27 protein-coding genes are annotated in these 25,407 nt (G+C 70.4%); 15 read left to right on the plus strand and 12 right to left on the minus strand.

The features are described from left to right. The first annotated feature begins 41 nt into the window (after nucleotides 1-41). Complete coding sequence (locus OG488_RS37315; RefSeq protein WP_329237741.1) at nucleotides 42-1,391, plus strand: radical SAM protein; 1,350 nt, start codon at nucleotides 42-44, stop codon at nucleotides 1,389-1,391. 160 nt (nucleotides 1,392-1,551) lie between these two features. Here OG488_RS37315 and OG488_RS37320 read toward each other — a convergent pair whose 3' ends face one another. Continuing rightward, nucleotides 1,552-2,676, minus strand: coding sequence for an alkene reductase (locus tag OG488_RS37320; RefSeq protein WP_329237744.1), 1,125 nt, complete (start codon nucleotides 2,674-2,676; stop codon nucleotides 1,552-1,554). Nucleotides 2,677-2,826: 150 nt separating this feature from the next. Between OG488_RS37320 and OG488_RS37325 the strand changes: the two genes are divergently transcribed. Next, nucleotides 2,827-3,723 (plus strand): LysR family transcriptional regulator, encoded by an 897-nt coding sequence (locus tag OG488_RS37325; RefSeq protein ID WP_329237747.1) that lies wholly within the window; start codon nucleotides 2,827-2,829, stop codon nucleotides 3,721-3,723. Between the two features lie 267 nt (nucleotides 3,724-3,990). Here the strand turns inward: OG488_RS37325 and OG488_RS37330 are convergent, their stop codons facing one another. Next, on the minus strand, nucleotides 3,991-4,647 hold the full coding sequence (locus OG488_RS37330; protein ID WP_329237750.1) for an NADPH-dependent F420 reductase: 657 nt from the start codon (nucleotides 4,645-4,647) through the stop codon (nucleotides 3,991-3,993). Nucleotides 4,648-4,836: 189 nt separating this feature from the next. On the opposite strand from OG488_RS37330, the gene OG488_RS37335 reads away from it, so the two are divergent. The 3 genes from OG488_RS37335 to OG488_RS37345 all read left to right on the plus strand — a co-directional run bounded on the left by OG488_RS37335 (nucleotide 4,837) and on the right by OG488_RS37345 (nucleotide 7,719). Further along, nucleotides 4,837-5,388, plus strand: coding sequence for a GH25 family lysozyme (locus OG488_RS37335; protein WP_329239295.1), 552 nt, complete (start codon nucleotides 4,837-4,839; stop codon nucleotides 5,386-5,388). Nucleotides 5,389-5,612: 224 nt separating this feature from the next. Continuing rightward, nucleotides 5,613-7,343 carry an aa3-type cytochrome oxidase subunit I gene (gene ctaD / locus OG488_RS37340; protein ID WP_329237752.1) on the plus strand — a complete coding sequence of 577 codons (1,731 nt, stop codon included), beginning with the start codon at nucleotides 5,613-5,615 and terminating at the stop codon, nucleotides 7,341-7,343. Between the two features lie 34 nt (nucleotides 7,344-7,377). Continuing rightward, entirely contained in the window at nucleotides 7,378-7,719 is a 342-nt protein-coding gene (locus OG488_RS37345; RefSeq protein ID WP_329237755.1) for a hypothetical protein, read from the plus strand. Nucleotides 7,720-7,761: 42 nt separating this feature from the next. On the opposite strand, the gene OG488_RS37350 is transcribed toward OG488_RS37345, so the two are convergent. The 4 genes from OG488_RS37350 to OG488_RS37365 form a co-directional block, all read right to left on the minus strand. Further along, nucleotides 7,762-8,139 (minus strand): VOC family protein, encoded by a 378-nt coding sequence (locus OG488_RS37350; RefSeq protein ID WP_329237759.1) that lies wholly within the window; start codon nucleotides 8,137-8,139, stop codon nucleotides 7,762-7,764. A 68-nt stretch (nucleotides 8,140-8,207) separates the two neighbouring features. Further along, nucleotides 8,208-10,043 carry an FUSC family protein gene (locus tag OG488_RS37355; RefSeq protein WP_329237762.1) on the minus strand — a complete coding sequence of 612 codons (1,836 nt, stop codon included), beginning with the start codon at nucleotides 10,041-10,043 and terminating at the stop codon, nucleotides 8,208-8,210. A gap of 138 nt (nucleotides 10,044-10,181) precedes the next feature. Beyond that, a complete protein-coding gene (locus OG488_RS37360) occupies nucleotides 10,182-11,774 on the minus strand; it encodes a sigma-70 family RNA polymerase sigma factor (RefSeq protein ID WP_329237765.1) in 1,593 nt (530 codons plus the stop codon). A gap of 208 nt (nucleotides 11,775-11,982) precedes the next feature. Further along, nucleotides 11,983-12,177 carry an antitoxin gene (locus OG488_RS37365; protein ID WP_329237767.1) on the minus strand — a complete coding sequence of 65 codons (195 nt, stop codon included), beginning with the start codon at nucleotides 12,175-12,177 and terminating at the stop codon, nucleotides 11,983-11,985. 320 nt (nucleotides 12,178-12,497) lie between these two features. Between OG488_RS37365 and OG488_RS37370 the strand changes: the two genes are divergently transcribed. Next, nucleotides 12,498-13,304 carry an SAM-dependent methyltransferase gene (locus OG488_RS37370; protein WP_329237769.1) on the plus strand — a complete coding sequence of 269 codons (807 nt, stop codon included), beginning with the start codon at nucleotides 12,498-12,500 and terminating at the stop codon, nucleotides 13,302-13,304. A 34-nt stretch (nucleotides 13,305-13,338) separates the two neighbouring features. Beyond that, nucleotides 13,339-14,628 (plus strand): FAD-binding protein, encoded by a 1,290-nt coding sequence (locus OG488_RS37375; RefSeq protein WP_329237771.1) that lies wholly within the window; start codon nucleotides 13,339-13,341, stop codon nucleotides 14,626-14,628. Nucleotides 14,629-14,668: 40 nt separating this feature from the next. Here the strand turns inward: OG488_RS37375 and OG488_RS37380 are convergent, their stop codons facing one another. The 3 genes from OG488_RS37380 to OG488_RS37390 form a co-directional block, all read right to left on the minus strand. Further along, nucleotides 14,669-15,649, minus strand: coding sequence for an MASE1 domain-containing protein (locus OG488_RS37380; protein ID WP_329237773.1), 981 nt, complete (start codon nucleotides 15,647-15,649; stop codon nucleotides 14,669-14,671). 64 nt (nucleotides 15,650-15,713) lie between these two features. Continuing rightward, nucleotides 15,714-16,547, minus strand: a complete 834-nt coding sequence (locus tag OG488_RS37385; RefSeq protein WP_329237776.1) for a PP2C family protein-serine/threonine phosphatase — start codon at nucleotides 16,545-16,547, stop codon at nucleotides 15,714-15,716. 109 nt (nucleotides 16,548-16,656) lie between these two features. After that, on the minus strand, nucleotides 16,657-17,142 hold the full coding sequence (locus OG488_RS37390; protein ID WP_329237779.1) for a MarR family winged helix-turn-helix transcriptional regulator: 486 nt from the start codon (nucleotides 17,140-17,142) through the stop codon (nucleotides 16,657-16,659). Nucleotides 17,143-17,252: 110 nt separating this feature from the next. On the opposite strand from OG488_RS37390, the gene OG488_RS37395 reads away from it, so the two are divergent. From OG488_RS37395 to OG488_RS37405, 3 genes are all read left to right on the plus strand, one after another. Beyond that, on the plus strand, nucleotides 17,253-17,663 hold the full coding sequence (locus tag OG488_RS37395) for an organic hydroperoxide resistance protein (RefSeq protein ID WP_329237782.1): 411 nt from the start codon (nucleotides 17,253-17,255) through the stop codon (nucleotides 17,661-17,663). Nucleotides 17,664-17,847: 184 nt separating this feature from the next. Then, nucleotides 17,848-18,009, plus strand: a complete 162-nt coding sequence (locus OG488_RS37400) for a hypothetical protein (protein ID WP_329237785.1) — start codon at nucleotides 17,848-17,850, stop codon at nucleotides 18,007-18,009. A gap of 113 nt (nucleotides 18,010-18,122) precedes the next feature. Continuing rightward, nucleotides 18,123-18,755, plus strand: a complete 633-nt coding sequence (locus OG488_RS37405) for an SGNH/GDSL hydrolase family protein (protein WP_329237788.1) — start codon at nucleotides 18,123-18,125, stop codon at nucleotides 18,753-18,755. On the opposite strand, the gene OG488_RS37410 is transcribed toward OG488_RS37405, so the two are convergent. Continuing rightward, nucleotides 18,752-19,279 (minus strand): ATP-binding protein, encoded by a 528-nt coding sequence (locus OG488_RS37410; protein WP_329237790.1) that lies wholly within the window; start codon nucleotides 19,277-19,279, stop codon nucleotides 18,752-18,754. The genes OG488_RS37405 and OG488_RS37410 overlap by 4 nt on opposite strands. A gap of 201 nt (nucleotides 19,280-19,480) precedes the next feature. Here OG488_RS37410 and OG488_RS37415 point away from each other — a divergent pair, with 201 nt between their 5' ends. Further along, nucleotides 19,481-19,717, plus strand: coding sequence for a DUF397 domain-containing protein (locus tag OG488_RS37415; protein WP_329237793.1), 237 nt, complete (start codon nucleotides 19,481-19,483; stop codon nucleotides 19,715-19,717). A gap of 108 nt (nucleotides 19,718-19,825) precedes the next feature. After that, a complete protein-coding gene (locus OG488_RS37420) occupies nucleotides 19,826-20,734 on the plus strand; it encodes a helix-turn-helix domain-containing protein (RefSeq protein WP_329237796.1) in 909 nt (302 codons plus the stop codon). 42 nt (nucleotides 20,735-20,776) lie between these two features. Here OG488_RS37420 and OG488_RS37425 read toward each other — a convergent pair whose 3' ends face one another. Next, nucleotides 20,777-21,592: an SAM-dependent methyltransferase gene (locus OG488_RS37425; RefSeq protein ID WP_329237798.1), complete on the minus strand. Its 816-nt coding sequence runs from the start codon at nucleotides 21,590-21,592 to the stop codon at nucleotides 20,777-20,779. 397 nt (nucleotides 21,593-21,989) lie between these two features. Here OG488_RS37425 and hemC point away from each other — a divergent pair, with 397 nt between their 5' ends. The 3 genes from hemC (at nucleotide 21,990) to OG488_RS37440 (ending at nucleotide 24,260) form a co-directional block, all read left to right on the plus strand. Continuing rightward, nucleotides 21,990-22,925: a hydroxymethylbilane synthase gene (gene hemC, locus OG488_RS37430; RefSeq protein WP_329237800.1), complete on the plus strand. Its 936-nt coding sequence runs from the start codon at nucleotides 21,990-21,992 to the stop codon at nucleotides 22,923-22,925. A 439-nt stretch (nucleotides 22,926-23,364) separates the two neighbouring features. After that, on the plus strand, nucleotides 23,365-23,808 hold the full coding sequence (locus OG488_RS37435) for an SRPBCC family protein (protein WP_329237803.1): 444 nt from the start codon (nucleotides 23,365-23,367) through the stop codon (nucleotides 23,806-23,808). A 65-nt stretch (nucleotides 23,809-23,873) separates the two neighbouring features. Then, on the plus strand, nucleotides 23,874-24,260 hold the full coding sequence (locus OG488_RS37440) for a VOC family protein (RefSeq protein ID WP_329237805.1): 387 nt from the start codon (nucleotides 23,874-23,876) through the stop codon (nucleotides 24,258-24,260). Here OG488_RS37440 and bla read toward each other — a convergent pair. Continuing rightward, nucleotides 24,248-25,192 carry a class A beta-lactamase gene (gene bla / locus OG488_RS37445; RefSeq protein ID WP_329237808.1) on the minus strand — a complete coding sequence of 315 codons (945 nt, stop codon included), beginning with the start codon at nucleotides 25,190-25,192 and terminating at the stop codon, nucleotides 24,248-24,250. The two genes, OG488_RS37440 and bla, sit on opposite strands and share 13 nt — an antisense overlap. Between the last annotated feature and the right edge of the window lie 215 nt (nucleotides 25,193-25,407).

A 25,407-nucleotide genomic window follows, 5' to 3' on the forward strand; every position in this document is an offset into this window, starting at 1 on the left:
ACGCAACAGCGTCCAGAACACCGGACCCGAGGAGCCCGCACATGCCAAGCCCCAGCGAACCCGGCCTCACCCGTGCCCCCGCCACCGGCGAGCGGACGCGCCTGGTCGAGCGGCTCATGGAGCAGTTCCCCCACGTGCCGAGAGAGGCCGTCCTCAAGGAGGACCTGCTGCGCGGGGGTATGGGGTTCGACGACTCCGCCCTCAGCGACAACGAGCACGGGGACATCAAGCCCAAGTCGTACTTCATCTTCTCCTTCGACCACGGCACCCTGCCCGAACTGGGCGCCGCCGCCCTGCGCCGCCCGCCCGAGGAGATCGTGCTCACCGGCGGCCCCTACGACCTCCGCCGTACGGTGGTGTCGGTCCGTGTCAATCCGGCCTCGCCGTACCGCGTGGCGGCCGGGCCGGACGGCGCACTCGGGCTCTACCTCGACGGCATCCGCATCTCCGATGTGGGCCTGCCCCCGATGCCGGACTACTACCGTCAGAAACTCTCCAACGGAAAGTCCGTCATGGAGGTGGCGCCCACCATCCAATGGGGTTATCTGATCTACCTCACGGTCTTCCGTGTCTGCCAGTACTTCGGCGCCAAGGAGGAGTGCCAGTACTGCGACATCAACCACAACTGGCGCCAGCACAAGGCGGCGGGCCGCCCGTACACGGGCGTGAAGGACGTCGAGGAGGTCCTGGAGGCCCTCGAGATCATCGACCGCCACGACACGGCGAGGACGACCACCGCGTACACGCTCACCGGTGGAGCGATCACCTCCCACCTCCAAGGGCGGGACGAGGCCGATTTCTACGGGCAGTACGCCAAGGCCATCGAGGAACGCTTCCCCGGCCGCTGGACGGGCAAGGTCGTCGCCCAGGCCCTCCCGAAGGCCGACGTCCAGCGCTTCCGCGACTACGGGGTCCAGATCTACCACCCCAACTACGAGGTATGGGACCGCCGCCTGTTCGAGCTGTACTGCCCGGGCAAGGAGCGTTATGTGGGCCGCGACGAATGGCACCGTCGCATCCTGGACTCCGCAGAGGTGTTCGGCGCCCGCAACGTGATCCCCAACTTCGTCGCCGGTGTGGAGATGGCCGAGCCCTTCGGCTTCACGACCGTGGACGAGGCCATCGCTTCGACCACCGAAGGCCTGCGCTTCTTCATGTCGCACGGCATCACCCCGCGCTTCACCACCTGGTGCCCCGAGCCCACGACGCCCCTGGGGAAGACCAACCCCGACGGGGCACCGCTGGAGTACCACATCAGGCTGCTCGACGCCTATCGCTCGGCCATGGAGGAGTACGGCCTGTCCTCACCGCCCGGATACGGTCCGGCGGGCCCCGGACGCGCCGTCTTCTCCGTCAGTTCGTTCATGGACAGCCTTCCTTCCGACCGGTGAGCCGGTGAGCCGGCGTCCGGCCCGTGCGACAGCGTTCCCCGGCCTGGAGCGTGCCCCAAGTGATGCAACCGCTGCCCGACGGCGGCGTGACGGGGTGTCGGCCGGTGGTGGGAAGGCCGGCCGGGCGGCGGCCAACGGGCTGCCGCCCGGCTCGGGATGGTCAGGAGGTGGCCCGCGCGGGTTCTCCGGTCCGATGGTGGGTCTCATCCAGCACGGGGTAGTCGGTGTACCCGGCCTCTCCGCCCACGTACATCAGCCCCTCGTCCCGGACAGGATTGAGCGGTGCGCCCAGGCGCAGCCGTTCGACCAGGTCGGGGTTGGCCAGGAAGGCACGGCCGAGGGAGACCAGATCGGCACCCGCGGCCAGGAGACGCTCGGCCTCGTGCCTGCCGCCGTCGAGGGGGAGCGGTCCCGGCCACGGCAGCGCCGGATTGGCTATCAGAGTGCCCGCCCAGCGCTTGCGGATGTGCTGGAAGAGGGGCTGGTCCGGGTCGGCGAAGACGACGTGCAGGTAGGCGAGGCCGGTGTCGGAGAGCGCGTCGACAAGAGCCGGGTAGGCGCTCTCGATGTCGTCCTCGTGCATGCCGTTGGCCGTGACGCCGGGGGCGATACGCAGGCCGACCCGTTCGGGGCCGATCGCCTCGCCGACGGCGTGGACCACCTCCAGCACGAACCTGATGCGGCCGGCCACCGAGGCGCCGTAGGCGTCGGAGCGGTGGTTGGTTCCGGACGCCAGGAACTGGTGCAGCAGATAGCCGTTGCCACCGTGCACCTCCACCCCGGCAAAGCCGGCGGCGACCGCTCTGCGGGCGGCGGCGGCGAAGTCGGTCACGGTGGAGCGTATGTCGTCGAGGGCCATCTCGCGCGGGACGACGGCGGATCGATGACCGCCAGGCGTGAAGATCGTGTCGGGGAGCGCGACCGGTGACGGCGCGACCGGCCACAATCCCCCGCTGTTGTCGGGGTGGCCGATCCGGCCGCCGTGCTGCAGTTGCAGGAACATCCGGCCACCCGCGGCGCTCACCGCCTCGGTGACGCGACGCCAGCCGGCCACGTGCGCCTCGTTGTGGATCGCGGTGATGTTCGGGTACGTCTGCCCCACGGCGTTCGGCGTCGAGGCTTCGGCGATGATCAGTCCCGCGGAGGCGCGCTGCGCGTAGTAGGTGGCCATGATCGAGGTCGGGACACCGTCGTCGGCGGCGCGGTTGCGGGTCATCGGGGCCATCACCAAGCGGTTCGGCAGGCGCAGCGTGCCGAGTCGGGTGGGGCGGAAGACGTCGGTCATGGTGATCGTCCCATCGTGGCGGGCGCCCCCACCGGAGCGGCGGAGACGAAAGGGTGCGTGGGCGGGATCCACTCTCGAACGGTCCGACGGGCTGAACAAGCTCCCATCCCTCTACGATCGGTGACCCAGACTCACCAATGGAGGACGGCGATGGAGCGACACGAGATCGAGGCGTTCCTGACGCTGGCCGAGGAGCTGCACTTCAGGCGTACCTCCGAGCGGCTCGGGTTGGCCCAGGGGCGCGTCAGCCAGACCATCAAGAAACTGGAGCGCCGGATCGGCGTGCCGCTGTTCGAACGCACCAGCCGCCGTGTCGCCCTGACCCCGGTCGGGCAGCAGCTGCGCGAGGACCTGCTCCCGGTCCGTCAGCAACTCCAGCGCGCCGTGGACCGCGCGGTGGCCACGGGACGCGGCATCACGGGGGTGCTCCACGTCGGGTACTCGAGTCCCATGGTCGCCGAGATCCTCCTGAAGGCCGTCGAGACCTTCCGCTCCCGCTACCCGGACTGCGAGATCGAGATCCACGAGGTGCAGATCTCCGATCCACTCGGCCGGATCAGGAGCGGTGAGCTGCATCTCCAGATCAGCGAAGGCCCGTTGGACGAACCCGATCTCACACCAGGCCCGGTCGTGCTCTCCGAGCTCCGCATGCTGATGGTCCCCACCGGGCATCCCTTCGCCCGGCGTCCGTCCGTATCGCTGGAGGATCTCGCGGAGTCGACACTCCTCGCCTTCGCCGGGCCCGTGCCGCAGAGCTGGCTGGACCACCACTTCCCCCGGCAGACCCCACGGGGGAGGCCGGTCCCGCACGGCCATCCCTCCACCTACTGGACCGAGGTGCTGAACCTCGTCGGCCGGGGCAAGGGCGTCTCGCCCGCATGCGAGGGCGCGCAGCGCTACTACGCCCGCCCTGACGTGGCCTGGGTCCCCTTCAGCGACGCCCCTCCCGTCGAGTACCGATTTCTCTGGCCGACGTCCGGCGAGACGGCCCGGGTACGCGCCTTCGTCGAGACCGTCTGCGAGGTCACGGGCATCGCCCGGCTCTGAGCCTCCGGCAGGTCACCGGCCTGGCCGACAGCACTCGCCCCAAGGGGAGGGGCGAGGCGGGCGCCCTTCTTGAACGGCCTCGGCAGCCGTTCCGACGGTCTGCTGCCGACGGCGAATCAGATCGTCGGCTCCGCCGTGTGGGGCCCTCGGCCGGCCCGAGGATGTCGACATCAACACCTCGTCGTCCGGCCCGACGGCCGGCCCGTAGGACGGCGGCCGCGCCGCGTCCCCGGCCGGGGACGCGGCAAGGAGATGGCCGCGGTGGGGTCAGGCGCGCCACTCGGCGGTGCGCTCCGGGGAAGCCTCGCCGAGTGCCTTCGTGATGGCATCGGCGTCGCCGCGGTTCCCGTACACCGGTGTGCCCGGCTGCTGGCGCCAGGATTCGTCGATTCCGCCCGCGTCGACGGTGTCGAAGCCCAGCTCGTCGATCAGATCCCGGACCACCTGCTTGGCCGCCCCGTCGTCGCCCGCTACGGGAAGGGCCTGGCGCGCGGGTGCCCCCTGGGGGAGGCCCTTGTCGAGGATGTCCTGGGCGTACGTGCCGTTGAACGCCTTGATCACCGGGTGCCCGATCTGCCGCTCGGTCCACCGGCTCTCCGTCAGCCCGTCCTCGATGGCGTCGATACGCCCGTCCCGCTGCGGGTAGTAGTTGCCCGTGTCGATGACGGTGACGTCGTCCGCCGCGCCTTCGAGGATTCCCGAGGGAAGGTCGGGGACCGCCTTGAGCGGAACGGTCACCACGACGACGCGCGCCCCTCGCGCGGCCTCCACCGACGTCACCGCGGTGGCGCCGGTCTCCTCGGCCAGCGCCTCGAGTGTCTCGGGCCCCCGGGAGTTCGCGACGGAGACGTCGTGCCCCAGCGCGGTGAGCCGCCGCGCGAGATTGCCGCCGATGTTCCCTGCGCCGATGATGCCGATCTTCATGGAAATCCGACCTTCCGATGCCGAGTGCTGGAGTAAAGGGTCTCGCCGGATCACCAACCCCGGGAGATCAGGATCTGTTCCGGGTCTGCCGAAACGGTTCAGCTTCCCCAGCGTGGATGAGGCTGTTCCCTCTGGGCACGTATCGGGGAGACAAGCGGAACCACAATGCCCCACTTGGAGGTGGCGCCCGTGTTGCACGGTGTCGATGTCAGCACCTACCAGACGGACTTCGACACGGACGGCCTGGACTTCGTCTTCGTCAAGGCGACCGAGGGCCGTTCCTACGTCAATCCGAAGCTGAAGAATCAGGTGAAACGTGCCAGGGACGCGGAATGCGTCGTCGGCTTCTACCACTTTCTCTGGCCCGGGCACGCGAAGGAACAAGCCCACTACTTTCTCGAGAACACGCCGGAGAAGGAGGGTGACCTCCTCGCCGTCGACTGGGAACGGACGGGGGACGGGACCCGCGCGAGCAGTGCGGACAAGGACCGCTTCATCCGGGAGGTGAAAAGGCTGCGGCCGCACCACCGAGTCCTTCTCTACTGCAACCGTTCGTTCTGGATCAACCACGACACGAGTGCGTACGACGGCGACGGACTCTGGATCGCCGACTACGGCAAGGCGGCGGAGCCCCGGATCGACGCGGCCTGGCGCATCCACCAGTACACCGACGACCCGATCGACAAGAACGTGGCCGACTTCCCCTCACGCAAGGCGCTGCGCGCCTGGGCCACGGCCTGAGGGAGGGGACGCGCTCCTGAGAGAGGACATGTGCTTCTGAGGGAGGGAACGCGCTCCTGAGGGAGCGGTGCGGTCGTCAACACGGACACCGCGACCATCGGCCAGTGGAGTGTCCTTTGCCAGCCACTGGTGCAGTGCGCACGGAGATGACCTGCGGTTCCGCCGCAGGGAGTCCATCCTGGTCGCCGAGTCCGCAACCGGCCGTCGACCGAAGGAGTGCCGCAGTGACGACGAGGGGTCCCTCAGTATCGGCGGAAGCCGATGCCGCCTATCAGGACGAACTGCCTGTACGGCGTCGGCAGCCGGGGAACGTGGTCATCAGGTGGCTGACCACCACCGACCACAAGACCATCGGCACGATGTACCTGATGACCTCGTTCGCCTTCTTCATCGTCGGTGGCGTCCTGGCGCTCGTCATGCGTGCCGAACTGGGCCGTCCGGGTGACCAGATCATCTCCAACGAGCAGTACAACCAGGCGTTCACGATGCACGGCACGATCATGCTGCTGATGTTCGCGACGCCGCTGTTCGCGGGTTTCGCGAACTGGATCATGCCGCTGCAGATCGGCGCGCCCGACGTGGCGTTCCCGCGGCTGAACATGTTCGCGTACTGGCTGTACCTCTTCGGGTCGCTGATCGCGGTGTCCGGCTTCCTCACCCCGCAGGGTGCGGCCGACTTCGGCTGGTTCGCCTACTCCCCGCTCACCGACGCGGTCCGCTCGCCCGGCGTCGGTGGCGACCTGTGGATCATGGGCCTGGCCTTCTCCGGCTTCGGCACGATCCTCGGCTCGGTCAACTTCATCACCACGATCATCTGCATGCGCGCCCCCGGCATGACGATGTTCCGCATGCCGATCTTCACCTGGAACGTCCTGCTGACCGGTGTCCTGGTCCTGCTGGCCTTCCCGGTCCTGGCCGCCGCGCTCTTCGCGCTCGAGGCCGACCGGAAATTCGGCGCCCACGTCTTCGACGCGGCCAATGGTGGCGCATTGCTCTGGCAACACCTCTTCTGGTTCTTCGGCCATCCAGAGGTGTACATCATCGCTCTGCCGTTCTTCGGGATCGTCACCGAGGTCTTCCCCGTGTTCAGCAGGAAGCCGATCTTCGGCTATGTCGGTCTCATCAGCGCGACGATCGCCATCGCCGGCCTCTCGGTGACGGTGTGGGCGCACCACATGTACGTCACCGGCGGTGTGCTGCTGCCGTTCTTCTCCTTCATGACGTTCCTCATCGCGGTGCCCACCGGTGTGAAGTTCTTCAACTGGATCGGCACGATGTGGAAGGGCTCCTTGTCCTTCGAGACACCGATGCTCTGGTCCATCGGATTCCTCGTCACCTTCCTCTTCGGAGGGCTCACCGGAGTCCTTCTGGCCTCGCCGCCGCTGGACTTCCACGTCTCCGACTCGTACTTCGTCGTCGCGCACTTCCACTACGTCGTCTTCGGCACCGTGGTCTTCGCGATGTTCGCCGGATTCCATTTCTGGTGGCCGAAGTTCACCGGCAAGATGCTGGACGAGCGGCTCGGGAAGATGACGTTCTGGACGCTGTTCATCGGCTTCCACGGCACGTTCCTGGTGCAGCACTGGCTGGGTGCCGAGGGCATGCCGCGTCGTTACGCGGACTACCTCGCGGCAGACGGCTTCACCGCCCTGAACACGATCTCGACGATCGCCTCCTTCGTGCTCGGCCTGTCCATGCTCCCGTTCCTGTACAACGTGTGGAAGACGGCCAAGTACGGCAAGAAGATCGAGGTCGACGACCCGTGGGGCTACGGCCGTTCGCTCGAATGGGCGACGTCCTGCCCGCCCCCGCGTCACAACTTCCTGACGCTTCCGCGGATCCGCTCCGAATCCCCGGCGTTCGACCTGCACTACCCCTCGATCCGCGCGCTCGAGGACGCGACGAACCGTCCTCACGAATCCGTCACGGTGGCGCCCGGGGACAAGCAGGAATAGGCCCGGGACGACGGCTCGAGGAGAGGAGGACCGTGTGGATCCGGACAAGGAGAGCACCCGGGGCCTGGCCCAGGTCGAGGGCTACCTGCTCTGGAACGCCGAGGTCGAGCAGGCCCGCCGACAGGCCCGCCGCTTCACCGAGGCCCTGCCCTGGCTCACCACAGCCCAACGGGACGACGTCGAGCGCGTCTACGTCGCGGACAGGGTGGAGATCTGCCGGGAGACGCTCACCAGGATCGCGGGCCGGGCCGTGGAACTACGGGGTGAGTACACCGCACGGTACGACCGGCTGAGGGCCCGCTGTGTCGCTGTGTCCGTCCTGACCGTCGGCACGGTGGGCGGGGCCTGCGCCGCCCTGGCCCTGATCAGCCGCTGACCCCGGCCCCGGGCACCTGGAGCGTCCTCCGCGTGCCCGGGGTCAGTGGCGTACCAGGCAGAACGGATGTCCGGCGGGATCCGCGAACACACGCCAGCTCCGGGTGCCGGAGCCCTCGTCCAGCACGGTCGCTCCGAGCGCGACCACCTGCTCGTGGGCACCGTCGAGATCAGGGACGGCGAAGTCCAGGTGGAACTGCTGCGGGCGAGCGGGATCCGGCCACAGCGGAGGGAGGTACTCCGCGACACGCTGGAAGCAGAGCACCGGCCCGGCCGGAGTGTGCACCGTCGCCCAGTCGTCACCGAGTGCCCAGCGTCCGTCGGGCCGGTCGGTCTCGCCGCCCAGCACGGCCGCATAGAACCGGGCCAGACCGGCCGGGTCGGCGCAGTCCAGCACCACACACTGCAGTTCAGCGATCATGCACCGCATCCTAGCCAGGGCCTGTCCGGCGAGTGCTGAGTCCGTGATCTGCCGGATCCGGGACGCTGTCAGCCGGCGGGAACCGCCCGTGCCCGGTCGAGTTCGGACAGGTGCGCGGCGAGGAGTTCGGCGTGCGCCGGGGACAGTTCGGCGGCACGCTGGTCCATCTGGACCGCACACGCCGTCGTCGTGTCGATGAGTTGTTCCAGCGCGCCCGCGACCCCCTCGGAGCCAGCGGAATGCCTGGACACCGGAGGGAGTTCGGCCGCCGACAGATCGATGGCCGTACGGGCTCTGGCCAGCGACCTGTAGGCGTCGCGGCGGAGCGCTCCTCTCAGGGCGTGGTCCTCCGGGGCGTCCAGGACGTGCCCCAGGTAGCGGTGTGCCGCCCCCACCGCCGTGTCCAGAGCCGCCCTCACACCGTGGCCCCGCCGGCCCGGCATCGGCAGGTGCCCGACCAACAGCACCGTCCCGCAGGCGAGGAGGGATTCCACGACCCGGCCCCAGGAGGCGGGCGGCTCACCGCCGAGCAGGACGAGGGACAGGACGAGTACGGTGACCACCGCCGTCTGCACCGCGAAGTGACGGGTCGCCACCGGAAGGAGCGCGCCGCAGAGCGCCACCGTCGCGACCAGGGGAGCCGGGCCGGACACCAGGACGCCCAGGACACCGAAGACCGCGGCGCCCGCCACGGTCCCCACAGCCCGGCACACCACCCGCGAGACGAGCGGACCGAGATCGGGCTTGACCAGGAAGACGGTGGTGGCGGGCAGCCAGTACCAGTGCTCGTGATGCAGCCACTGCGCCAGGACCGTACTCGTCGCGCAGCACACCGCGACCCGGAGGCCGTATTCGAGCCCCGCCGCGCTCCAGGCCCGGCGCAGGGCGGACGCGCCCGACTGCCCTGTGTGCCTGCCCGGGGCCACTCCGGCGGGACGGTCGAACACCGCGGCGGCACGCAGCAGGGCGTCGTCCAGAGCCCGCAGTCCGGCGTCCGTCCGGGCCGGCGCCGGCAGTGGTCCGCAGGAACCGCCGGACCGTACGGCGGCTGCCAGCCCGCGAGGTCCCTCCGCGATCCTGGCGGGCAGCGAGACACCGGCCCAGGCCAGCGCGGTCGCGGCCTCCGCCAGGGGAAATGCCGCAGCGTACTGGGCGTGCAGCCGCCGCTCCGCCGAGGAGCTCGCACGGCGCCGCAGCCGTGGGCCCGCAAGAGCGTCCTGGGCGTGGTCGAGCGCCGCACTCAGCGCGGCCCGCCCTGCCCGGGCCCGGGGGCCGCCCGCAGCGAGCAGGAGCCCCGCCACGGCTTCGTAGACCGCGGCGACGGCCTCCCTCTCCCCGTCGAGCCTGTACGGCCCGTTGCCGAGGCCACCCGGAGACGGCAGGAGCAGCCGGAGAAGGAGGAGCCATCCCGCACCGGCCAGGAACAGCAGCGCACGCACCGGGCCGGACTCCGGCAGCGGCATGCCGGCCCCGATCACGACCGCTACCAGCACCTGGGTGCCGCACGCCGACGCGACGGGCCCCGTGGAGCTGAGCGCACCCGCCAGCAGACCCAGCGCTCCGACCACGGCCGGTAGGACGACCAGGGACCGGCCACCGCCCGCAGCAGCCGCGATCACCGTGCCCAGCAGCAGACCCGCCGAGCCCGCCAGGGCGGGAACCCCCAGCCTCGTGACCGAGGCGCGGCGGCTGCCGGGCCGGTCGTTGATGCCGGCAAGCATCGCGCCGAGTGCCGCGGGAACCCCTGCGGTCGGCCGTTCGGCGAGCACGGTCACGAGGAGCGGCGCGGCGGCCAGCGCCCCGCGCAGGACGGCGTTCCACGGGACCGGTCCGCGCTGGGCGCGGAGCACGTGGGCGAGCCACGGGGGAAGCCGATCGACGAGAAGAGAAGGCGTGGTCACCATGCTCCTGTCCGCGGGGGAAGACGTCGTTGTCGCCGGCGGACGCCTTCGGCCTGGGCTCGGGCCCAGCCTAGATCCTTTGCATGGAGGGGGTGCTACCTGATCGTTTCCGCCGTATGACGGTGTTCCGGACCCCGGGGGTCAGAGGGCGGTGCCGAAGTTCTGGGTCCACACGGGCCCCCCGGACGAGTCCTCCCTGCCGACGCCGATCTCCTGGAAGGCGCAGTTGAGGATGTTCGCCCGGTGTCCCTCGCTGTTCATCCAGGCGTCCATCACCGACTCGGCGGTCTGCTGGCCCTTCGCTATGTTCTCGCCGTACGTGCTCCACCGGTACCCGACGGCGGTGATGCGTGCGCCGGGGTCCGTGCCGTCGGGTGAGGTGTGGGAGAAGTAGTCCCGCGCCACCATGTCCGCGGAGTGGCGTGAAGCAGCTGTCGTCAGCAGGCTGTTGCCGCTCACCGGGCCGCACCCTTCCTTGGCCCGCTCGGAGTTGACCAGCGCGATGACCTCGTCGGCCGCCGACGGGGCCGACGAGGGCTTCGGCGCGGCAGCCGGCTTCGAGGACGGTGTGCGAGGCTTCGGCGTCGGCTTGGGGGTGGGGGACGCCGTGCGGCTTCTGGAGGCGGACGGAGAGGCGCTCGCGGAAGGTTTCGGCGAGGCGGACGAAGACGACGGCGAGGCGGAGGAGGGGGACGCCGACGGGGACGACGACGTGTCCACAGGGGCCGACGGCCCGGTCAGAGGCTTGACGGCGGTCGCGGGATCCTCGCCCGTGTCGTCCGTGTAGAGGTGTACGGCGGCCCCGCCGCCTCCCAGCACCGCGACCGCGGCCAGCCCGGCGACGACCGTGGTGCGGCGCCGCCGCCGCGCGCCCTCGCGGCGCCGCTCGGCACGGCCCGCACCGGACACGACGCCGCCGGCCGCGGGCAGGAACGCCGTCGGCAGGATGTCCGCCGCCGGGCCGGCCACGGATGCCGCCACCGGCACCAGGGCGAGCCCCACCAGAAGGCCCTCCGCGGGAACCAGGCCCGAGCGGTGGCCCGCGCACACCGTGCACTCACGCGCGTGGCGGGCCAGCCGCTTGCGCCAGAGGGCGGACGGCATCCCGTCCCATCGGGCGGTCAGGTCCTCGAGCAGGACGCAGCGCGGGTCCGCCGCCAGGGCGCGTACCACCACCCGGGCCGCCTCCAGCCGTTCCTTCATCCGCTGGACGCGCACCGCGGTGTGCTGGGGTGACAGGTCCAGGGCGCTCGCGACCTCGGCGCGGGAGAGTTCGCCCGCCGTCTCCAGCCACCACAGCGACACCAGTTCGCGGTCCTCGTCGTCCAGCCAGCGGGTGGCCTCGGCGGCTTCCCTGCGCTGGCCGGTCAGACCCAGCCGGACGATCGTCAGCTCGACGAAATCGGCGGCGGGGTCGACGACGTCGTACGCGTCGTCCATCCGGTCCGCGGACATCTCCCCGGTCCTGCGCTCACGCCAGTGCCCGCGTATCTCGTTCATGGTGATGGCCACGAACCAGGACCTGAAGCTCTTCGGGGTGCGCAGCGTGGGCAGGCCGCGGAGCATGCGCAGCACGCTGTCCTGGACCACGTCGTCGACGTCGGCATGGCCGTTGAGAGCCCTGCCGACGATGTTGTAGACCAACGGCAGGTAGGACGCGACGAGGTGGTCCTGCGCCTCGGTGTCACCCTTCTGCGCGGCCTTGATCAACGCCGTCTCGCGTGCCTCGCCCATGCTCTGCTCACTCTTCCGGGGTCCTGTTCCGTCACTTCCCACACTCGGGAGACGCTGTGCGGCGGGGACGATAACAGGAATCCGGCCGTGTGCTCGATCTCCGCTCCCGGATCCGGGAGCCCCGGGCGAACGTGCCGGACCCGGTGGCGGGCATTCCGCCACCGGGTCCGGGCACCCGTGGGACCGGACGGGCCGGCGCGTCGGGTGATCAGGAACGGGGCGGGTTGTCCGGGTCCCGGTCCGAGCCGAGCTGCTGCTTGAGCTTGTCCTGACCGGTGTCGACATGCTTGGCGTACTTGCCCTGCGTCCGGCCGTCGACCATGTCGCCGGCCTTGTCGACGCCCTTCCCGGCCTGGTCCTCGTGGCCCTTCAGCATCTTCTTGATCTTGTCCAGCGCGGACATGACGGATCCTCCTCGCCCTCGGGTTCCCCCACCCGTCCAGGGTCACCGCACATCGCCGGGTCCGCATCCCCGAGCGGGCCCCGGCGGGCCGGTCGGTGCCCGGACGTGTGAAGGGCTCCTGGGTGGGCAGATACCGGGTTACCAGGAGGAGGTGGTGGCCGTGGGCCGCATCCAGATCGTCCGCCGTCCGCAGCCCCCCACGGGGCCGCCCCCGCTCGACCTGCGAACGCCGTCCGGGCGCCCTCTGCCGTACTGACCCCCGGGCACGCACCGCTCCGTCCGAACGGGGTGTGAGGCTTCGGGGGTGTGAGGCTTCCGACATGAGCGATCACCGACAGCCACCGGCCGACCGGCTGCGGACGGACGTGCCGCACTCCGCCCGGGTCTGGAACTACCTGCTCGGAGGCAAGGACAACTACCCCGCCGACGCCGAGGCGGGCGAGATGATCGTCCATGTCTTCCCGGACATCGCGAACATCGCGCGTGACCAGCGAGCCTTCCTCGCCCGCGCCGTCGGTTTCCTGACGGGCGAGGCGGGGATCACGCAGTTCCTCGACATCGGTACCGGACTGCCCACGGCCGACAACACGCACGAGGTAGCGCAGCGGACGGCACCGGATTCCCGGATCGTCTACGTCGACAACGACCCCTTGGTGCTGACGCACGCCCGCGCCCTGCTGACCAGCACCCCGGAGGGCGCGTGCGCGTACGTCGACGCGGATGTGCGTGACACCGGCCGCGTCATCGAGGAGGCCGCCCGGACCCTCGATCTCCGGCGACCCGTCGGTCTGATGCTCCTCGGGATCATGGGACAGCTGCCCGACGACGAGGACCCGTGGACACTGGTCGGGCAGCTGATGACGGCGCTCCCGTCCGGAAGCCACCTCGCCCTCACCGACGGGACGGACACCAGCGACACGCTGAACCGCGCGATCGAGGCGTACAACGCGCATGCGCCGAGCGCGTACCACCTGCGCGGCCCGGCCCGGATCGCCGCTTTCTTCGACGGGCTGGAACTGGTCGAACCCGGAGTCGTCAGAACATCGGACTGGCGTCCCGGACCCGGCGGGAGCGGACGGGGCGGACCGTCGAGCCCGGCCGTGGGCGGTGTGGGACGCAAGCCCTGATCCTGCGGTCGGCCGGGGCGTAAGCTCCGGAGGCATGATCGATCATTCCCCGCACGCCCCGTCCGCCCGCCGGACGAACTGGGCGGGCAACATCACCTTCGGCGCGAAGCAGTTCCACGCCCCCACCTCGGTCGCCGAGCTCCAGGACATCGTGTCCGCGAGCACGGCCGTGAGGGCACTGGGCACCGGCCACTCCTTCAACACCGTCGCCGACACCCAGGGCGACCTCATATCCGTCGCCGGCCTGCCCCGCTCCGTCGAGATCGACCGGGAGGCCGGCACGGCGACGGTGAGCGCCGGGCTGCGTTTCGGGGAGCTGACCGGCACGCTGCACCGCAGCGGGTTCGCTCTGCACAACCTGGGCTCACTCCCTCACATCTCCGTCGCGGGTGCCTGCGCCACCGGCACGCACGGATCCGGTGTGGGAAACCGCTCGCTGGCCGGTGCCGTCAGGGCGCTGGAGCTCGTCACCGCGGACGGCCGGCTGGAGCGGCTGGAGCGCGGTGACACCGACTTCGCCGGTGCGGTGGTCTCCCTGGGCGCGCTGGGGGTGGTCACCCGGCTGACCCTGGACCTCGTGCCGGCGTTCGAGATCCAGCAATGGGTGTACGAGGGGCTTCCGCAGGAGCCGCTGCTCGACCGCTTCGACGAGATCATGTCCGAGGCCTACAGCGTGAGTCTCTTCACCGGCTGGCACGGCGGCCCGGTCGACCAGGTATGGCTCAAGCAGCGGGTGGGGGCCGACGGACCCGGCACCGCCCCGCACCGGTGGCACGGCGCCACGCTCGCGGAAGGGCCGAGGCACCCCGTGCCCGGTGTGGCGGCCGAGCACTGCACGCAGCAGCAGGGCCTCCCGGGCCCCTGGCACGCCAGGCTGCCCCACTTCCGCCTCGAGTTCACCCCGAGCAACGGGGAGGAACTGCAGTCGGAGTACTTCGTCGCCCGGCGCGACGCCGTCGCGGCCTACCGGGCGCTGGACCGGATCCGGCAGCGGATCGCGCCCCTGCTCCAGATCGGTGAGATCCGCACCGTGGCCGGCGACGACCTGTGGCTCAGCCCGGCCCAGGGCAGGGATTCCGTGGCGTTCCACTTCACCTGGGTGCCCGACACCGCAGCTGTCACGCCCGTCCTCGGTGCGATCGAGGAGGCTCTTGCCCCGTTCGGAGCCAGGCCGCACTGGGGCAAGGTCTTCACCACTCCGCCGGGCACCCTGCGGGAGCTGTACGGCCACCATGCCGACTTCGAGCGGCTGGCCGCCCGGCTCGACCCCGCAGGCACCTTCCGGAACGACTTCCTGGCGCGGCACTTCCCCCGTACGGACTGAGGGCGGACCGCTCGCCCGGGTGCGGTCCGGTCGGAGGGGGTCAGCCCAGTGGTCCGTCGGAGGAGCCCCCCGCCGACGGCCGCGGGGCGAGCTCCTCCACCAGGGCGGCCAGCTCCTCGCAGGCCACCTCCGTCTCGTGGCGGATGTTGTTGTGCTCGGTCACGATCGCCGCGAGCAGGAGCGCGGTGAGCGCCACACAGCCGTTGAGGATGCAGAGGTTGAGCGTCACCTCGAGCACCGAGTGGCCGTCGAACGGGCCCACCTCGTCGGTGCCGGCGATGATCGCCATGACGGACATGAAAAGAGCGCACGGCGCGCTGCCGGCCAGCTGGAAGCGGAGAGCCGCCCAGACCAGGACCGGGAAGATGAGATAGATCATCGACAGCGGGCTCCTGGTCGCCAGGATCGCCACCACCACGGTGACGACCGCGAGGGCCAGAGCCTCCGCCCACCGGTCGTCGAGCCGTGGCAGGCGGGCCCTCCGCAGGACGAACAGCAGCGGAGTGACCATCAGTACGCCCATCGCGTCCCCCGCCCACCAGGCGGACCACACCTGCCAGAAGTCTCCCGCGGGGAGCGCCCCGCTCAGGAACTGGACGCCGGTGCCCGTGGTGGCGCTGATGACCATGCCGGCCAGGGCGCCCAGGAACACCAGGGCGACCCCGTCCCGAAGGCGGTCCAGCTCGATGCGGAATCCCACCGCTCGCAGGGCCAGGTAGGAACAGACCGGTGCCACGACACTGCCCGTCGCGACGGCGAGGCCCCAGAGGGAGAAACCGTCGCTCATCCAGATGACGGTGCACAGGGAGCCGAGTGCGATACCGGGCCAGATGCGGAGACCCAGGTAGAACAGTGACGCGAGGGCGATCCCGGACGGCGGCCAGAGCGGGGTGACGATCGTTCCCTCCACCTCGACCTGTCTGCGGAGACCGATCAGTCCTGACACGTAGTAGGCGGCGGCGATGCCCAGCATCTGCAGAACGATCATGGTTCGGCGTCTGGTTTGCTCGCTGCGGATCACGCATCTCATAAGACACCGCGCATGGCGGCCCCGCCGTGGGTGACACGCGCGGCGGGGTTCGTCCTCACCCGGGGCCGGAGGCGGTGCCGTCGTGGCGCAGGACGAGCACGGCCGCGTCGTCCTCGTGGCCGGTGAGGACCGCGGCGTGGAGCACCCGGTCGGCGAGTTCCTCGGCATCGGCGCCGGCGTAGGCGCTCACCAGGCGCCGTATCCGGTCCAGTCCGTCGTCGATGCACAGCGACGGCCCTTCGATGACTCCGTCGGTGAGCATGACGAACGCGCCGTCGACGTCCAGATCACGGCGGGTGACGGGGTAGTGCTGACGGAGCTCGATGCCGAGCGGAAGGCCCCCGGCGTCGGCGGTGATGCCCGAGCGTCCGTCGGCGGTCGCCCACACGGAGGCGACGTGACCCGCGCGTGCGCTCCACAGTTGCCGAGTCCGCGGATCCAGCCGGAGGAAGGAGCACGTGGCGAAGAGGGTGGAATCCATCGACAGGATCAGATCGTTCGTGCGGCCCATCACCTCGCCCGGGTCGGCGGCCGAGCTGGCGATCGCGCGCATGGCGATCCGGATCTGCCCCATGAAGGCGGCGGCCTCCACGTCATGCCCCTGGACATCGCCGATGGCCAGGCCGAGTGATCCGTCCGGGAGCACGAAGCCGTCGTACCAGTCGCCGCCGATGTCCAGCCCGTCGCGTGCGGGAGCGTACCGTGCGGCGGTCTGCAGGCCCGGAAAGGCGGGCAGCGTCGCCGGCAACATCTTGCGCTGCAGGGCCTGGGCCAGTTCCACGCGAGCCTGGTGCAGCTCCACCTCCTGCCGTGCTCGGGCAGTCAGGTGCTGCAAGGTGCTGAGCAGGTCCTCGGCGCTCGCCGACCGGGGAGTTCGACGCCGGTTCATGGGCCGCTCCGCGTTGCGATAGTTCCTGCATCATATTTCGGCGTCCGGACTCCGGCGAGTGCTGTGCCGTCCGAGCCGGACTCCTTCCCGGCCACCGGGCCGAGGGAGATCAGCCGGCGCGCCCGAGGGACCAGGTGAGCCGCCCCAGGGTCTCCTGGAGGGCGAGCACCTCCTGGACCGACATGCCCGTGGCCCGCAGGATCGAGCGGGGTACGGGCAGGGCGCGCTCGCGCAGCGCGGTCCCGGCGCCGGTGAGGTGGACGGTGACCGACCGCTCGTCCTCCGGACTGCGCTCGCGCCTGACGAGTCCGGCCGACTCCAGGCGCTTGAGCAGCGGGGACAGGGTTCCCGAATCCAGGTGCAATCGCTCGCCGATCGTCTTGACGGGCAGCGGGCCGTGCTCCCACAGGACCATCATCGCCAGGTACTGCGGGTAGGTGAGGCCGAGGTCCCGGAGCGCTTCACGGTAGACGCCGCCGAAGGCGCGGGACGCCGCCTGCAGGGAGAAGCAGACCTGGTGGTCCAGCTTGAGCAGCTCGGTGTCAGGCAGGCCGGCGAGGTCGGGGGCCGGGGCCGGGGTCGGTGGTGACGTCATGGATCCAGGGTAGCGTGCCGCCCATGATTCAGTTGTGCACAATTTGATTGTGTGTAATTCTCTTTGGTGTGGCCGGTCCGCGGTCACGGTCGACGAGAGAAGGTCACCCCATGGACGCGCTGTACACCGCCGCCGCCACCGCGAACGGCCGTGAAGGCCGGGCAGTGAGCTCGGACGGACAGATCGACCTCGCGCTCGCGCTGCCGCCGGCCCTCGGGGGCAACGGGGAGGGCACCAATCCGGAACAGCTCTTCGCCGCCGGTTACGCCGCGTGCTTCGCCAGCGCGATGAGCTCGGTCGCCCGCGAGATGAAGGTCGACACCAAGGACGTCTCCGTGACGGCCGAGGTCTCGATCGGCAAGGACGACACGGGCTTCGGCCTCGCGGTCGTCATGCGCGTCGAGCTGCCCGAGGCGCTCGAAGGGGAGGCGGGTCGTCGCCTCGTCGAGGCGACACACGCCTACTGCCCCTACTCCAAGGCCACGCGCGGCAACATCGACGTCGAGCTCGTCATCGAATAGCGGACCGGGTTCCCCGCCCGGCCGCGGGCGGGGAACCGATCACGCGGGGCGTCGGGTCGGCACCGGCATTCCGCCGCCCACGGGCGTATCCGCGGGTCCGCCCACGGGCGGCCCGAGGTGAACGCGTACACTCGGCTCCCGTTTCCGCTGATTGGCGGGCATAACCGATCGTTAGGCAGTTCACGTGAGTTTCGCAGAGGCATCCGACGCGCCGATCTACGCCGGTCTGGTGGAGGAGCAGGGCGACGTTCCGGCCGAGGTGCGACGGGTGGCCGAGGCGACCCTGCTGGAGGTGGAGAGCGTGATGGACTTCAGCGCGGTGCGCGCCCCGGCTGCCGCCCGTTAGGCGGGCCCGGAGGCGGCGCCGGAAGCCCACGGGCCCGGTCGGATCATGCCGGGCGTCAGTGTGGGCAGGATCATCTCCGGCGTCCCATGGATCCTCACCGTACGGAGCACCGCGTGACCATCAGCCTGCACCACTCAGCAACCGTCCTGTTCCAGGGCGACAGCATCACCGATGTGGGCCGGCTGGTGGAACCGGACAGCCCCCTGGGGAACGGGTACGCCCGGCTGGCGGCCGACCGCCTACGGTCCGGGCGGCCGGACAGCGGCATCACGTTCGTCAACCGGGGGATCAGCGGAGACGGGATCTCGGACCTGCGGGCCCGCTGGCGTGAGGACGCCATCGATCTCGAACCGGACGTGGTGTCGATCCTGATCGGTGTGAACGACACCTGGCGCCGCTACGACTCCGGCGTCGTCACCTCGGCCCGCGCCTACGAGGACGGCTACCGTGCCATCCTCACGCAGGTCAGGGACGAGCTGGACGCCCAGCTGATCCTCATCGAGCCCTTCCTCGTGCCGGTGCGGGCCGAGCAATGGGCCTGGCGTGAGGACCTCGACCCCAGGATCCAGACGGTTCGGCGGCTGTCCGAGGAGTTCGACACCGCCCTCCTGGCGGCGGACGGCCTGCTCAACCAGGCGGCGCGCGCCGCCGGCGGAGCCGAGCACATCGCGGGCGACGGAGTCCACCCCACCCCGCTGGGTCACGCGCTCCTGGCGGAGGCCTGGACCGCGCTGGCCGGGCTTTAGCACACGGAGGCCGGCCGGACGGGAATCCTGGCCCAGACGGTCTTCCCCCTCCCCGTGGTCCGGGACCACCCCCAGGAGCTGCTCAGCGCGTCGATGATGCGCAGGCCACGCCCCCGCTCGAGACACTCGTCGGGCCGGCGCAGTACGGGCACGTACGGGCTGGGGTCGTTCACCGCGCACACCAGTGTGCCGTCCTGGTGCGCCAGGCCGAGGCGGGCCGCGCACCGCACCGCGTGCCGGCCGGCGGGCCGCAGGCCGTGGCAGACCGCGTTGCTCACCAGTTCGCCCGCGACCAGGGCGACATCGTCCGCGCAGGAGTGCAGGCCCCACCGGTCGAGAGCGTCGCGGACGAACGACCGTGCCTGCCGGAGGCTCTCGGCATCCGCGCCCAGTCCACGCGTGGTGAATCCCGGTGTTCCGATGCCGAGCTCGCGCGCCAGATCCTCGTGCGGATCCGCGCCTGTTCCCGCCGGTCCGGGGAGCAGGGCTGCCGCTTCGTCACGTGGTGGTCTCTCCGCGTGCATGAGTGCTGATCACCCTTCGCTGAAGGCCGGTTCGTGGTGCCGTGGATCCTGGATGGCCACTAGTATCACCGCCGTCCGCTCATCGGCTGCAATTGCATCCGGAATTGCAGCCGGTGGTGTGAGCAGGGGACATCTGTTCTCCTGGTGCGGACCTGGGTGGCACACCAGGATGTGCCGGCGCGACGACAAGGAACGGGACGCATGCAGCAGTTCGACAACGGTGTACCGGCCAACTCCCTGACGGGCGTGGAGTGGAAGAAGAGCCAGCACAGCAACCCCAGTGGAAACTGCGTGGAGATGGCGATGCTGCCCGGCGGGAGCGTGGCCGTACGCAACTCCAGGCACCCCGAAGGGCCCGCCCTCGTGTACACCAGGGATGAAGTGCGCGCCTTCCTCGCGGGTGTCAGGGACGGCGATTTCGACACCATGACCGGCTGAACTCGCCTGAGGACAGGCCGAAAAGGCGCGGCACTCCCGCATGTGCCGGGCACCCATGGGGCTCCTGATGGCACACTGGCGTCACGACGCCCGTCCTCAGGAGTCCGCATGCCCGGCATCGAACCGCTTCGGCAGTCAGTGAAGCCGACGCTCGCCCCGGCCGCAGAGGCCAGTCCCACGGCGCTGCGCCTGGTTCTGGGGGCCCAGCTGCGGCGCATGCGCGGGGAGGCGGGTATCACCCCGGACGTCGCAGCGGACCGTATCCGGTGCTCGACGGCCAAGATCAGCAGGATGGAGACCGGGCACTCGCCGTGCAAGGAGCGCGACGCCACTGACCTGCTCGCCCTCTACGGGGTGACCGACGACGCCAGGACGGCCGAGTTCATCGATCTCGTGCGCAGGTCCGGGCGGCGCGGATGGTGGCGCAACTACGCCGATGTCCTTCCGGACTGGTTCGAGCCCCTGGTCGGACTGGAGGAGGCCGCTGCCTCCATCCGGACCTACGAGGGGCATTACGTTCCCGGCCTCCTGCAGACGGCTGACTACGCCCATGCGGTGGTGCGTTCCGGACACTCCCTCGAATCGGAGGAGATCACCCGGCGTCGCGTCGAACTGCGCATCAGGCGGCAGGAGTTGCTAAAGCGTCCGGACGCGCCCAAGCTCTGGGTACTGCTGGACGAGGCGGTGCTGATGCGTCCGACGGGCGGCGCCCGGGTAATGGGGGATCAGCTCGCCCACCTGCTGGAGATGACCGAGCTGCCGCACGTGATCGTGCAGGTGGCCCCTTTCGAGGTGACCGCCCACACGTCTCCGGGCAACGCCATCACCTATCTGCGGTTCGCCATGGAAGGGCTTCCCGACGTGGCGTACATCGAGCACCTGACCAACGCCACGTCCGTGAACAAGCAGGAGAGCACGGACGAGTACCGCTGGATCCTGGACTCGCTCAGCGCGCAGTCGCCGAGTCCGGCCGACAGCAGGGGCATGCTGAGGGAGGCGCTCAAGCGTTACCGCTGAGCGCCGGCCCCCTCGGCGTACGTCACGCCGTACGGTGCCCCCTCACCACTTTCGGCCGACGCCGCCGTACTCGATCCACTCCTGAGTCGCCTGCTTCGGCGCCAGATCGGAGTCGGGCCGCCAGGTCGACACCTCCACCAGGCCGGGCTCGAGCACGTCGAGGCCGTCCAGGAAGCCGTGCACGTCCTCCTGCCGGCGGACCCGCCCCCACTGGTTCCCGGTGCTCTTCGCCATGAAGTCCGTGACGAAGTCGCGGGTGGCCGCGTCCTCGCTCACCAGCTGGCACACCACCAGGAAGCTGCCCGGTGCCAGGCGGGCCGCGACCCTGCGCACCAGTCCCGCCGGGTCGTCCTCGTCCGGGATGCAGTGCAGCACGGACACGAACAGGGCGGCCACCGGCTCGTCGAAGTCGATGAGCCGGGTCACCTCCGGGTGACCGAGGATCCCGTCGGTGTCCCGCATGTCCGCCTGGATGACGGCGGTCCTGTCGTTCTCCTCGAGTATGGCCTTGCCGTGGGCCAGGACGATGGGGTCGTTGTCTATGTAGACGACCCTGGCGCCGGGATCCACCGACTGCGCGACCTGGTGGACGTTGTCCTGGGTCGGCAGGCCGGATCCGTGGTCGATGAACTGGCGGATCCCGTACTCGGCCGCGAGGTGGTGCACGACGCGCCGGAGGAACCGCCTGTTGTTGACCGCCAGGACCTTGGTGCTCGGCACGACCTCCAGGAGTTGCTCGCACGCGACCCTGTCGGCCGGGTAGTTGTCCTTGCCGCCCAGGTAGTAGTCGTACATCCGCGCGACGCTCGGCACGTTCACATCGATGTTCTTCGGAATGGAGGTGTCCCCGTTGCTCATCCAGTCCTCGCGGTTCGGAGAGAGTGAAATCAAAGTCCCTGAGGGGTCATGCTATGGATCTCAACGGGTGGCTGACAGCCCTCGGGGGAGTGAGGCCGGATCGCGGGCGCGACATTCGGCCACAGGGGGCGACGGCAGGATGTGGCGGCGCGCGGCCGGAGCGCACCGGCGTGCCGGAATGCGAGTGCCTGTACGTCAACTCACGCTGGTAGAGGAGTGATTGTCATGTCAGGAGAAGAGCGTGAAACCTGCGGATGAGAGCCCCCGAGCGAGAGTCCAACGCGGCTGGATATCGCGGGTGTCCGCCCTCGGGACCCTGAGCCGCGATGTCGGTAGCGTGCGGCCGGAACCGCGTCGGACGTCCGCCGCCCGAGTGCGGCGGTCTATCGTGGGTGCCATGTCCGCCCCTGAGCTGATCCGTATCGTCTCGCGCGACTCACCCATGGCCCTCGCCCAGGTCGCGCGTGTCAGGGCCCAACTGGCGGCCCACCACCCCGCCACCGTCACCGAGGTCGTCCCCGTCCGGACCACGGGCGACAAGTGGATGGGAGACCTCTCGCAGGTCGAAGGCAAGGGAGCCTTCACGAAGGAGGTCGACGCCGCCCTGCTCGCCGGGGAGGCGGACCTGGCCGTCCACTGCGTCAAGGACATCCCCGCCGACCGGCCGCTGCCCGCCGGCACGACGTTCGCCGCGTTCCTCGAGCGCGACGACATCCGCGACGCCCTGGTCCACCCGGACGGGCTCACGCTCGACCAGCTGCCCGACGGAGCGCGCGTCGGCACGTCGTCGGTCCGCAGGGTCGCGCAACTCGCCGCCTCGCACCCCCATCTGAACTGCGTCCCGTTCCGCGGGAACGCCAACCGACGGCTCGCGAAGCTCGCCGCCGGGGAGGCGGACGCGCTCCTCCTGGCCGTCGCGGGCCTCCACCGCATCGGCCGCCCCGACGTGATCAGCGAGGTCCTCGCCCCGGAGACGATGTGCCCGCCGATCGGCGCGGGCGTCCTCGCCCTGCAGTGCCGTGAGGACGACACCGCGACCATCGACGCCGTGAGCGTGCTCAATCACCCGGGGACGTACCGGGAGACCACGGCCGAACGCATGTTCCTCCATGTGCTCCAGGGCCACTGCAACTCTCCGATCGCCGGCTACGCCACGGCCCACCGCAACGGAGACCTCTCCCTGCGCGCCTGCGTGTTCACCCCTGATGGCAAGACCGTGCTCAACGCGCACGAGTGGGCAGGTCCGCTCGACCCCGCCACGCTCGGAACCTCCGTGGCCGTCACCCTGCTGCGTCAGGGCGCTCGTGAGCTGATCGACTCCATCGCTCATTGACCCCCAGGCGCCGAAAAGGGCATCCGGAGCACGTCAGGAGCGCTGCTCCCGTCCGTGCCCAACCGCCCGTGGCCTCGCCGTACCTGCGGAAGGTCTGAAATCGGCTCTTCTGCACGCTACTTGCATGTCCTCTGCCCCAGGTCACCGTATTTCCGATCCGGTTCGGTGCAGGGTGGGTCGATGGAGGCGAGCGGAAGAGGAGCGCGCGGGGCTCTGTCGTCCGACTGCCGGCGTACGCGGACGCCTGGGTCCCGGGTGGACCGTCCCGATACGGAAGGCGGGCATCCGGCTTCGGCCGGGCAACGGTCGCAGGCACCCGATTGCCTCGCTGATGGGCCCGTCCGGCTGCCGACCGGGTGCGGAACACGGATCCTGAGAGGCAGTGTCACCACGGGTGCGCCGCGCCGTGCGCCGCGCCCGTCGTAGAAGAGGAGACCTCATGCCCCGGTTCGAGGCGACGGTCGACATCGATCGTCCTGTCGCAGAGGTGTTCGCTTTCCTGGCGGACGGTGAGAACGACAGGAAGTTCAGCCCGCGTGTCCAGGGCATCGCCAGGACGCCGGCCGGTCCGACCGTGGTGGGCACAGTGTTCCGAAGCACGGTGAAGGACGCCGGTATGACCACCCGGCGTGAATTCCGGATCAGCGAACTCGTCGCCCCGACGCGCATCCGCTGGAACGAGCTGTCCACCAACCTCGTCACGGCACGGGAAGGCGGCTACGACCTCGAGTCCCTGGCGGACGGCCGAACGCGTGTGCGGATCTTCAATGATCTGGAGGGTCACCGCGTGGGCAAGCTCCTGGTCGGGCTCGCCGTCGCCGCTGCACGGAAGGACGCCCCGGACTTCGGTCGACGGATCAAGGCCGCGGTGGAAGCGTCCTGAGCCGCACGGGCCCCGGACGGGCGAGGGGCCCCGTTCCGTCGTGCCGGTCCGCGTAGGGTCGGACCATGGTGCATGTACTGAGCAGCAGGGTATTGCTGAGGCCCGGTGACCCGGAGGCCTCAAGGGACTTCTACGGCCGGACGCTGGGACTGCCGATCTACCGGGAGTTCGGCACGGGACCGGAGCGGGGGACGGTGTACTTCCTCGGCGGCGGCTTCCTCGAGGTCTCGGGGCGTTCGGAGCTCCGGCCGACCGAGACGCTGCAGCTCTGGATGCAGGTGGACGACTGCGCGGCGGCGCACGAGGAGGTGGCAGGGCGAGGGGCGCGTGTCCTGCGCCCGCCCCTCCAGGAACCCTGGGGGCTGATCGAGATGTGGATCGCCGACCCCGACGGCCACCGCATCGTACTGACCGAGGTGCCCGCGGAGCATCCGCTGCGCTACCGTCCCTGACCGTCCCGGACGAGAGCGGCGAACGTGACGCGGGCCGCCTGTGCGACGAGAGCGTCCTGCGGCTTCGCTCCCTGGCTGTCGCGACGGGACAACACGGCGATGACGACGGGCGCGGAGCCCGGTGGCCTGACGACGGCGATGTCGTTGCGGGTGCCGTAGCCACCGGTGCCGGTCTTGTCGCCGACCGCCCATCCGGCCGGGGTGCCCGCGCGGATCAGAGCGTCGCCGGTGGTGTTCCGGTCGAGCCAGTCGGTCAGCAGGGACCGCTCTTCCCGGCCGAGGACGTCGCCGAGCGCGTAGGCGCGCAGACCGGTCGCCAGTGCGCGGGGCGTGCTGGTGTCGCGGAGGTCGCCGGGCGCGGCTTCGCTGAGATCGGGCTCGAAGCGGTCGCACCGGGTGGTGCGGTCGCCGAGGACGGCGAGCGCGTCCTGCAGCCCTCGGGGGCCACCGAGCTCGCGGAAGAGGAGATTGGCCGCGGTGTTGTCGCTGTGCCGGACGGCAGCGTCGCACAGTTCGCGCAGCGTGAGGCCGGCGTCCACGTGCTGTTCGGTGACCGGGGAGTTGGCGACGAGATCAACGGCGCCGTACCGGACGCGCCGGTCGAGCTGCCGGAGCGTGTATCCGTCGAGCATGGCGCCTGCCAGCAAAGCCTTGCAGGTCGAGGCGTAGGCGAACCGTTCGTCGGCGCGGTGGACGACGGACCCGCCGCTCCCGGTGTCCACCGCGTACACGCCGAGCCGCGCGTCGAACGTCCGCTCCAGGTCCGCGAACGCGCTCAGCGTACGCGGATCCGTCTCCTGAGGCCGGGCGGACGCTGCCCCGGAGGGGGCCGGAGCGGCGGCCGGTGCGGCCGTGCCGCACCCGGTAAGGGGAAGAGCTGCGAGACCGGCCAGCGTGGTGAACGCCGCGCGGCGCGGGAGGGGTGAGGGCACGAGGCGGCGACTTCCTGAGTCCGAAGGTGCCTGCCGCGCAGCCGCCCGCTGATCGCCCCGGACGGCGCGGGCGGTCGGGTGCGCGCGGCTGTCGGCGACCTGACCCCTCCAGGGTAGGGCGGGCGCCCCTCGACCGGCCGCCCTACCGGGCCGTGTCGCCGGGACGTACGGGCCCCCGGGTGCACTTGCGGCCGCCCCCTGCGCGCTTCTCCGCC

Origin of the sequence: Streptomyces sp. NBC_01460 (genome assembly GCF_036227405.1) — a bacterium.
In the GTDB taxonomy this organism is placed as follows: domain Bacteria; phylum Actinomycetota; class Actinomycetes; order Streptomycetales; family Streptomycetaceae; genus Streptomyces.

Bases quoted from the DNA above. Each gene is read 5' to 3' on its own strand.
- OG488_RS37315 (WP_329237741.1), top strand. From the start codon at position 42: ATGCCAAGCCCCAGCGAACCCGGCCTCACCCGTGCCCCCGCCACCGGC.
- OG488_RS37320 (WP_329237744.1), bottom strand. From the start codon at position 2,676: ATGACCGACGTCTTCCGCCCCACCCGACTCGGCACGCTGCGCCTGCCG.
- OG488_RS37325 (WP_329237747.1), top strand. From the start codon at position 2,827: ATGGAGCGACACGAGATCGAGGCGTTCCTGACGCTGGCCGAGGAGCTG.
- OG488_RS37330 (WP_329237750.1), bottom strand. From the start codon at position 4,647: ATGAAGATCGGCATCATCGGCGCAGGGAACATCGGCGGCAATCTCGCG.
- OG488_RS37350 (WP_329237759.1), bottom strand. From the start codon at position 8,139: ATGATCGCTGAACTGCAGTGTGTGGTGCTGGACTGCGCCGACCCGGCC.
- OG488_RS37355 (WP_329237762.1), bottom strand. From the start codon at position 10,043: ATGGTGACCACGCCTTCTCTTCTCGTCGATCGGCTTCCCCCGTGGCTC.
- OG488_RS37360 (WP_329237765.1), bottom strand. From the start codon at position 11,774: ATGGGCGAGGCACGCGAGACGGCGTTGATCAAGGCCGCGCAGAAGGGT.
- OG488_RS37365 (WP_329237767.1), bottom strand. From the start codon at position 12,177: ATGTCCGCGCTGGACAAGATCAAGAAGATGCTGAAGGGCCACGAGGAC.
- OG488_RS37370 (WP_329237769.1), top strand. From the start codon at position 12,498: ATGAGCGATCACCGACAGCCACCGGCCGACCGGCTGCGGACGGACGTG.
- OG488_RS37375 (WP_329237771.1), top strand. From the start codon at position 13,339: ATGATCGATCATTCCCCGCACGCCCCGTCCGCCCGCCGGACGAACTGG.
- OG488_RS37385 (WP_329237776.1), bottom strand. From the start codon at position 16,547: ATGAACCGGCGTCGAACTCCCCGGTCGGCGAGCGCCGAGGACCTGCTC.
- OG488_RS37390 (WP_329237779.1), bottom strand. From the start codon at position 17,142: ATGACGTCACCACCGACCCCGGCCCCGGCCCCCGACCTCGCCGGCCTG.
- OG488_RS37395 (WP_329237782.1), top strand. From the start codon at position 17,253: ATGGACGCGCTGTACACCGCCGCCGCCACCGCGAACGGCCGTGAAGGC.
- OG488_RS37410 (WP_329237790.1), bottom strand. From the start codon at position 19,279: ATGCACGCGGAGAGACCACCACGTGACGAAGCGGCAGCCCTGCTCCCC.
- OG488_RS37415 (WP_329237793.1), top strand. From the start codon at position 19,481: ATGCAGCAGTTCGACAACGGTGTACCGGCCAACTCCCTGACGGGCGTG.
- OG488_RS37420 (WP_329237796.1), top strand. From the start codon at position 19,826: ATGCCCGGCATCGAACCGCTTCGGCAGTCAGTGAAGCCGACGCTCGCC.
- OG488_RS37425 (WP_329237798.1), bottom strand. From the start codon at position 21,592: ATGAGCAACGGGGACACCTCCATTCCGAAGAACATCGATGTGAACGTG.
- hemC (WP_329237800.1), top strand. From the start codon at position 21,990: ATGTCCGCCCCTGAGCTGATCCGTATCGTCTCGCGCGACTCACCCATG.
- OG488_RS37435 (WP_329237803.1), top strand. From the start codon at position 23,365: ATGCCCCGGTTCGAGGCGACGGTCGACATCGATCGTCCTGTCGCAGAG.
- OG488_RS37440 (WP_329237805.1), top strand. From the start codon at position 23,874: ATGGTGCATGTACTGAGCAGCAGGGTATTGCTGAGGCCCGGTGACCCG.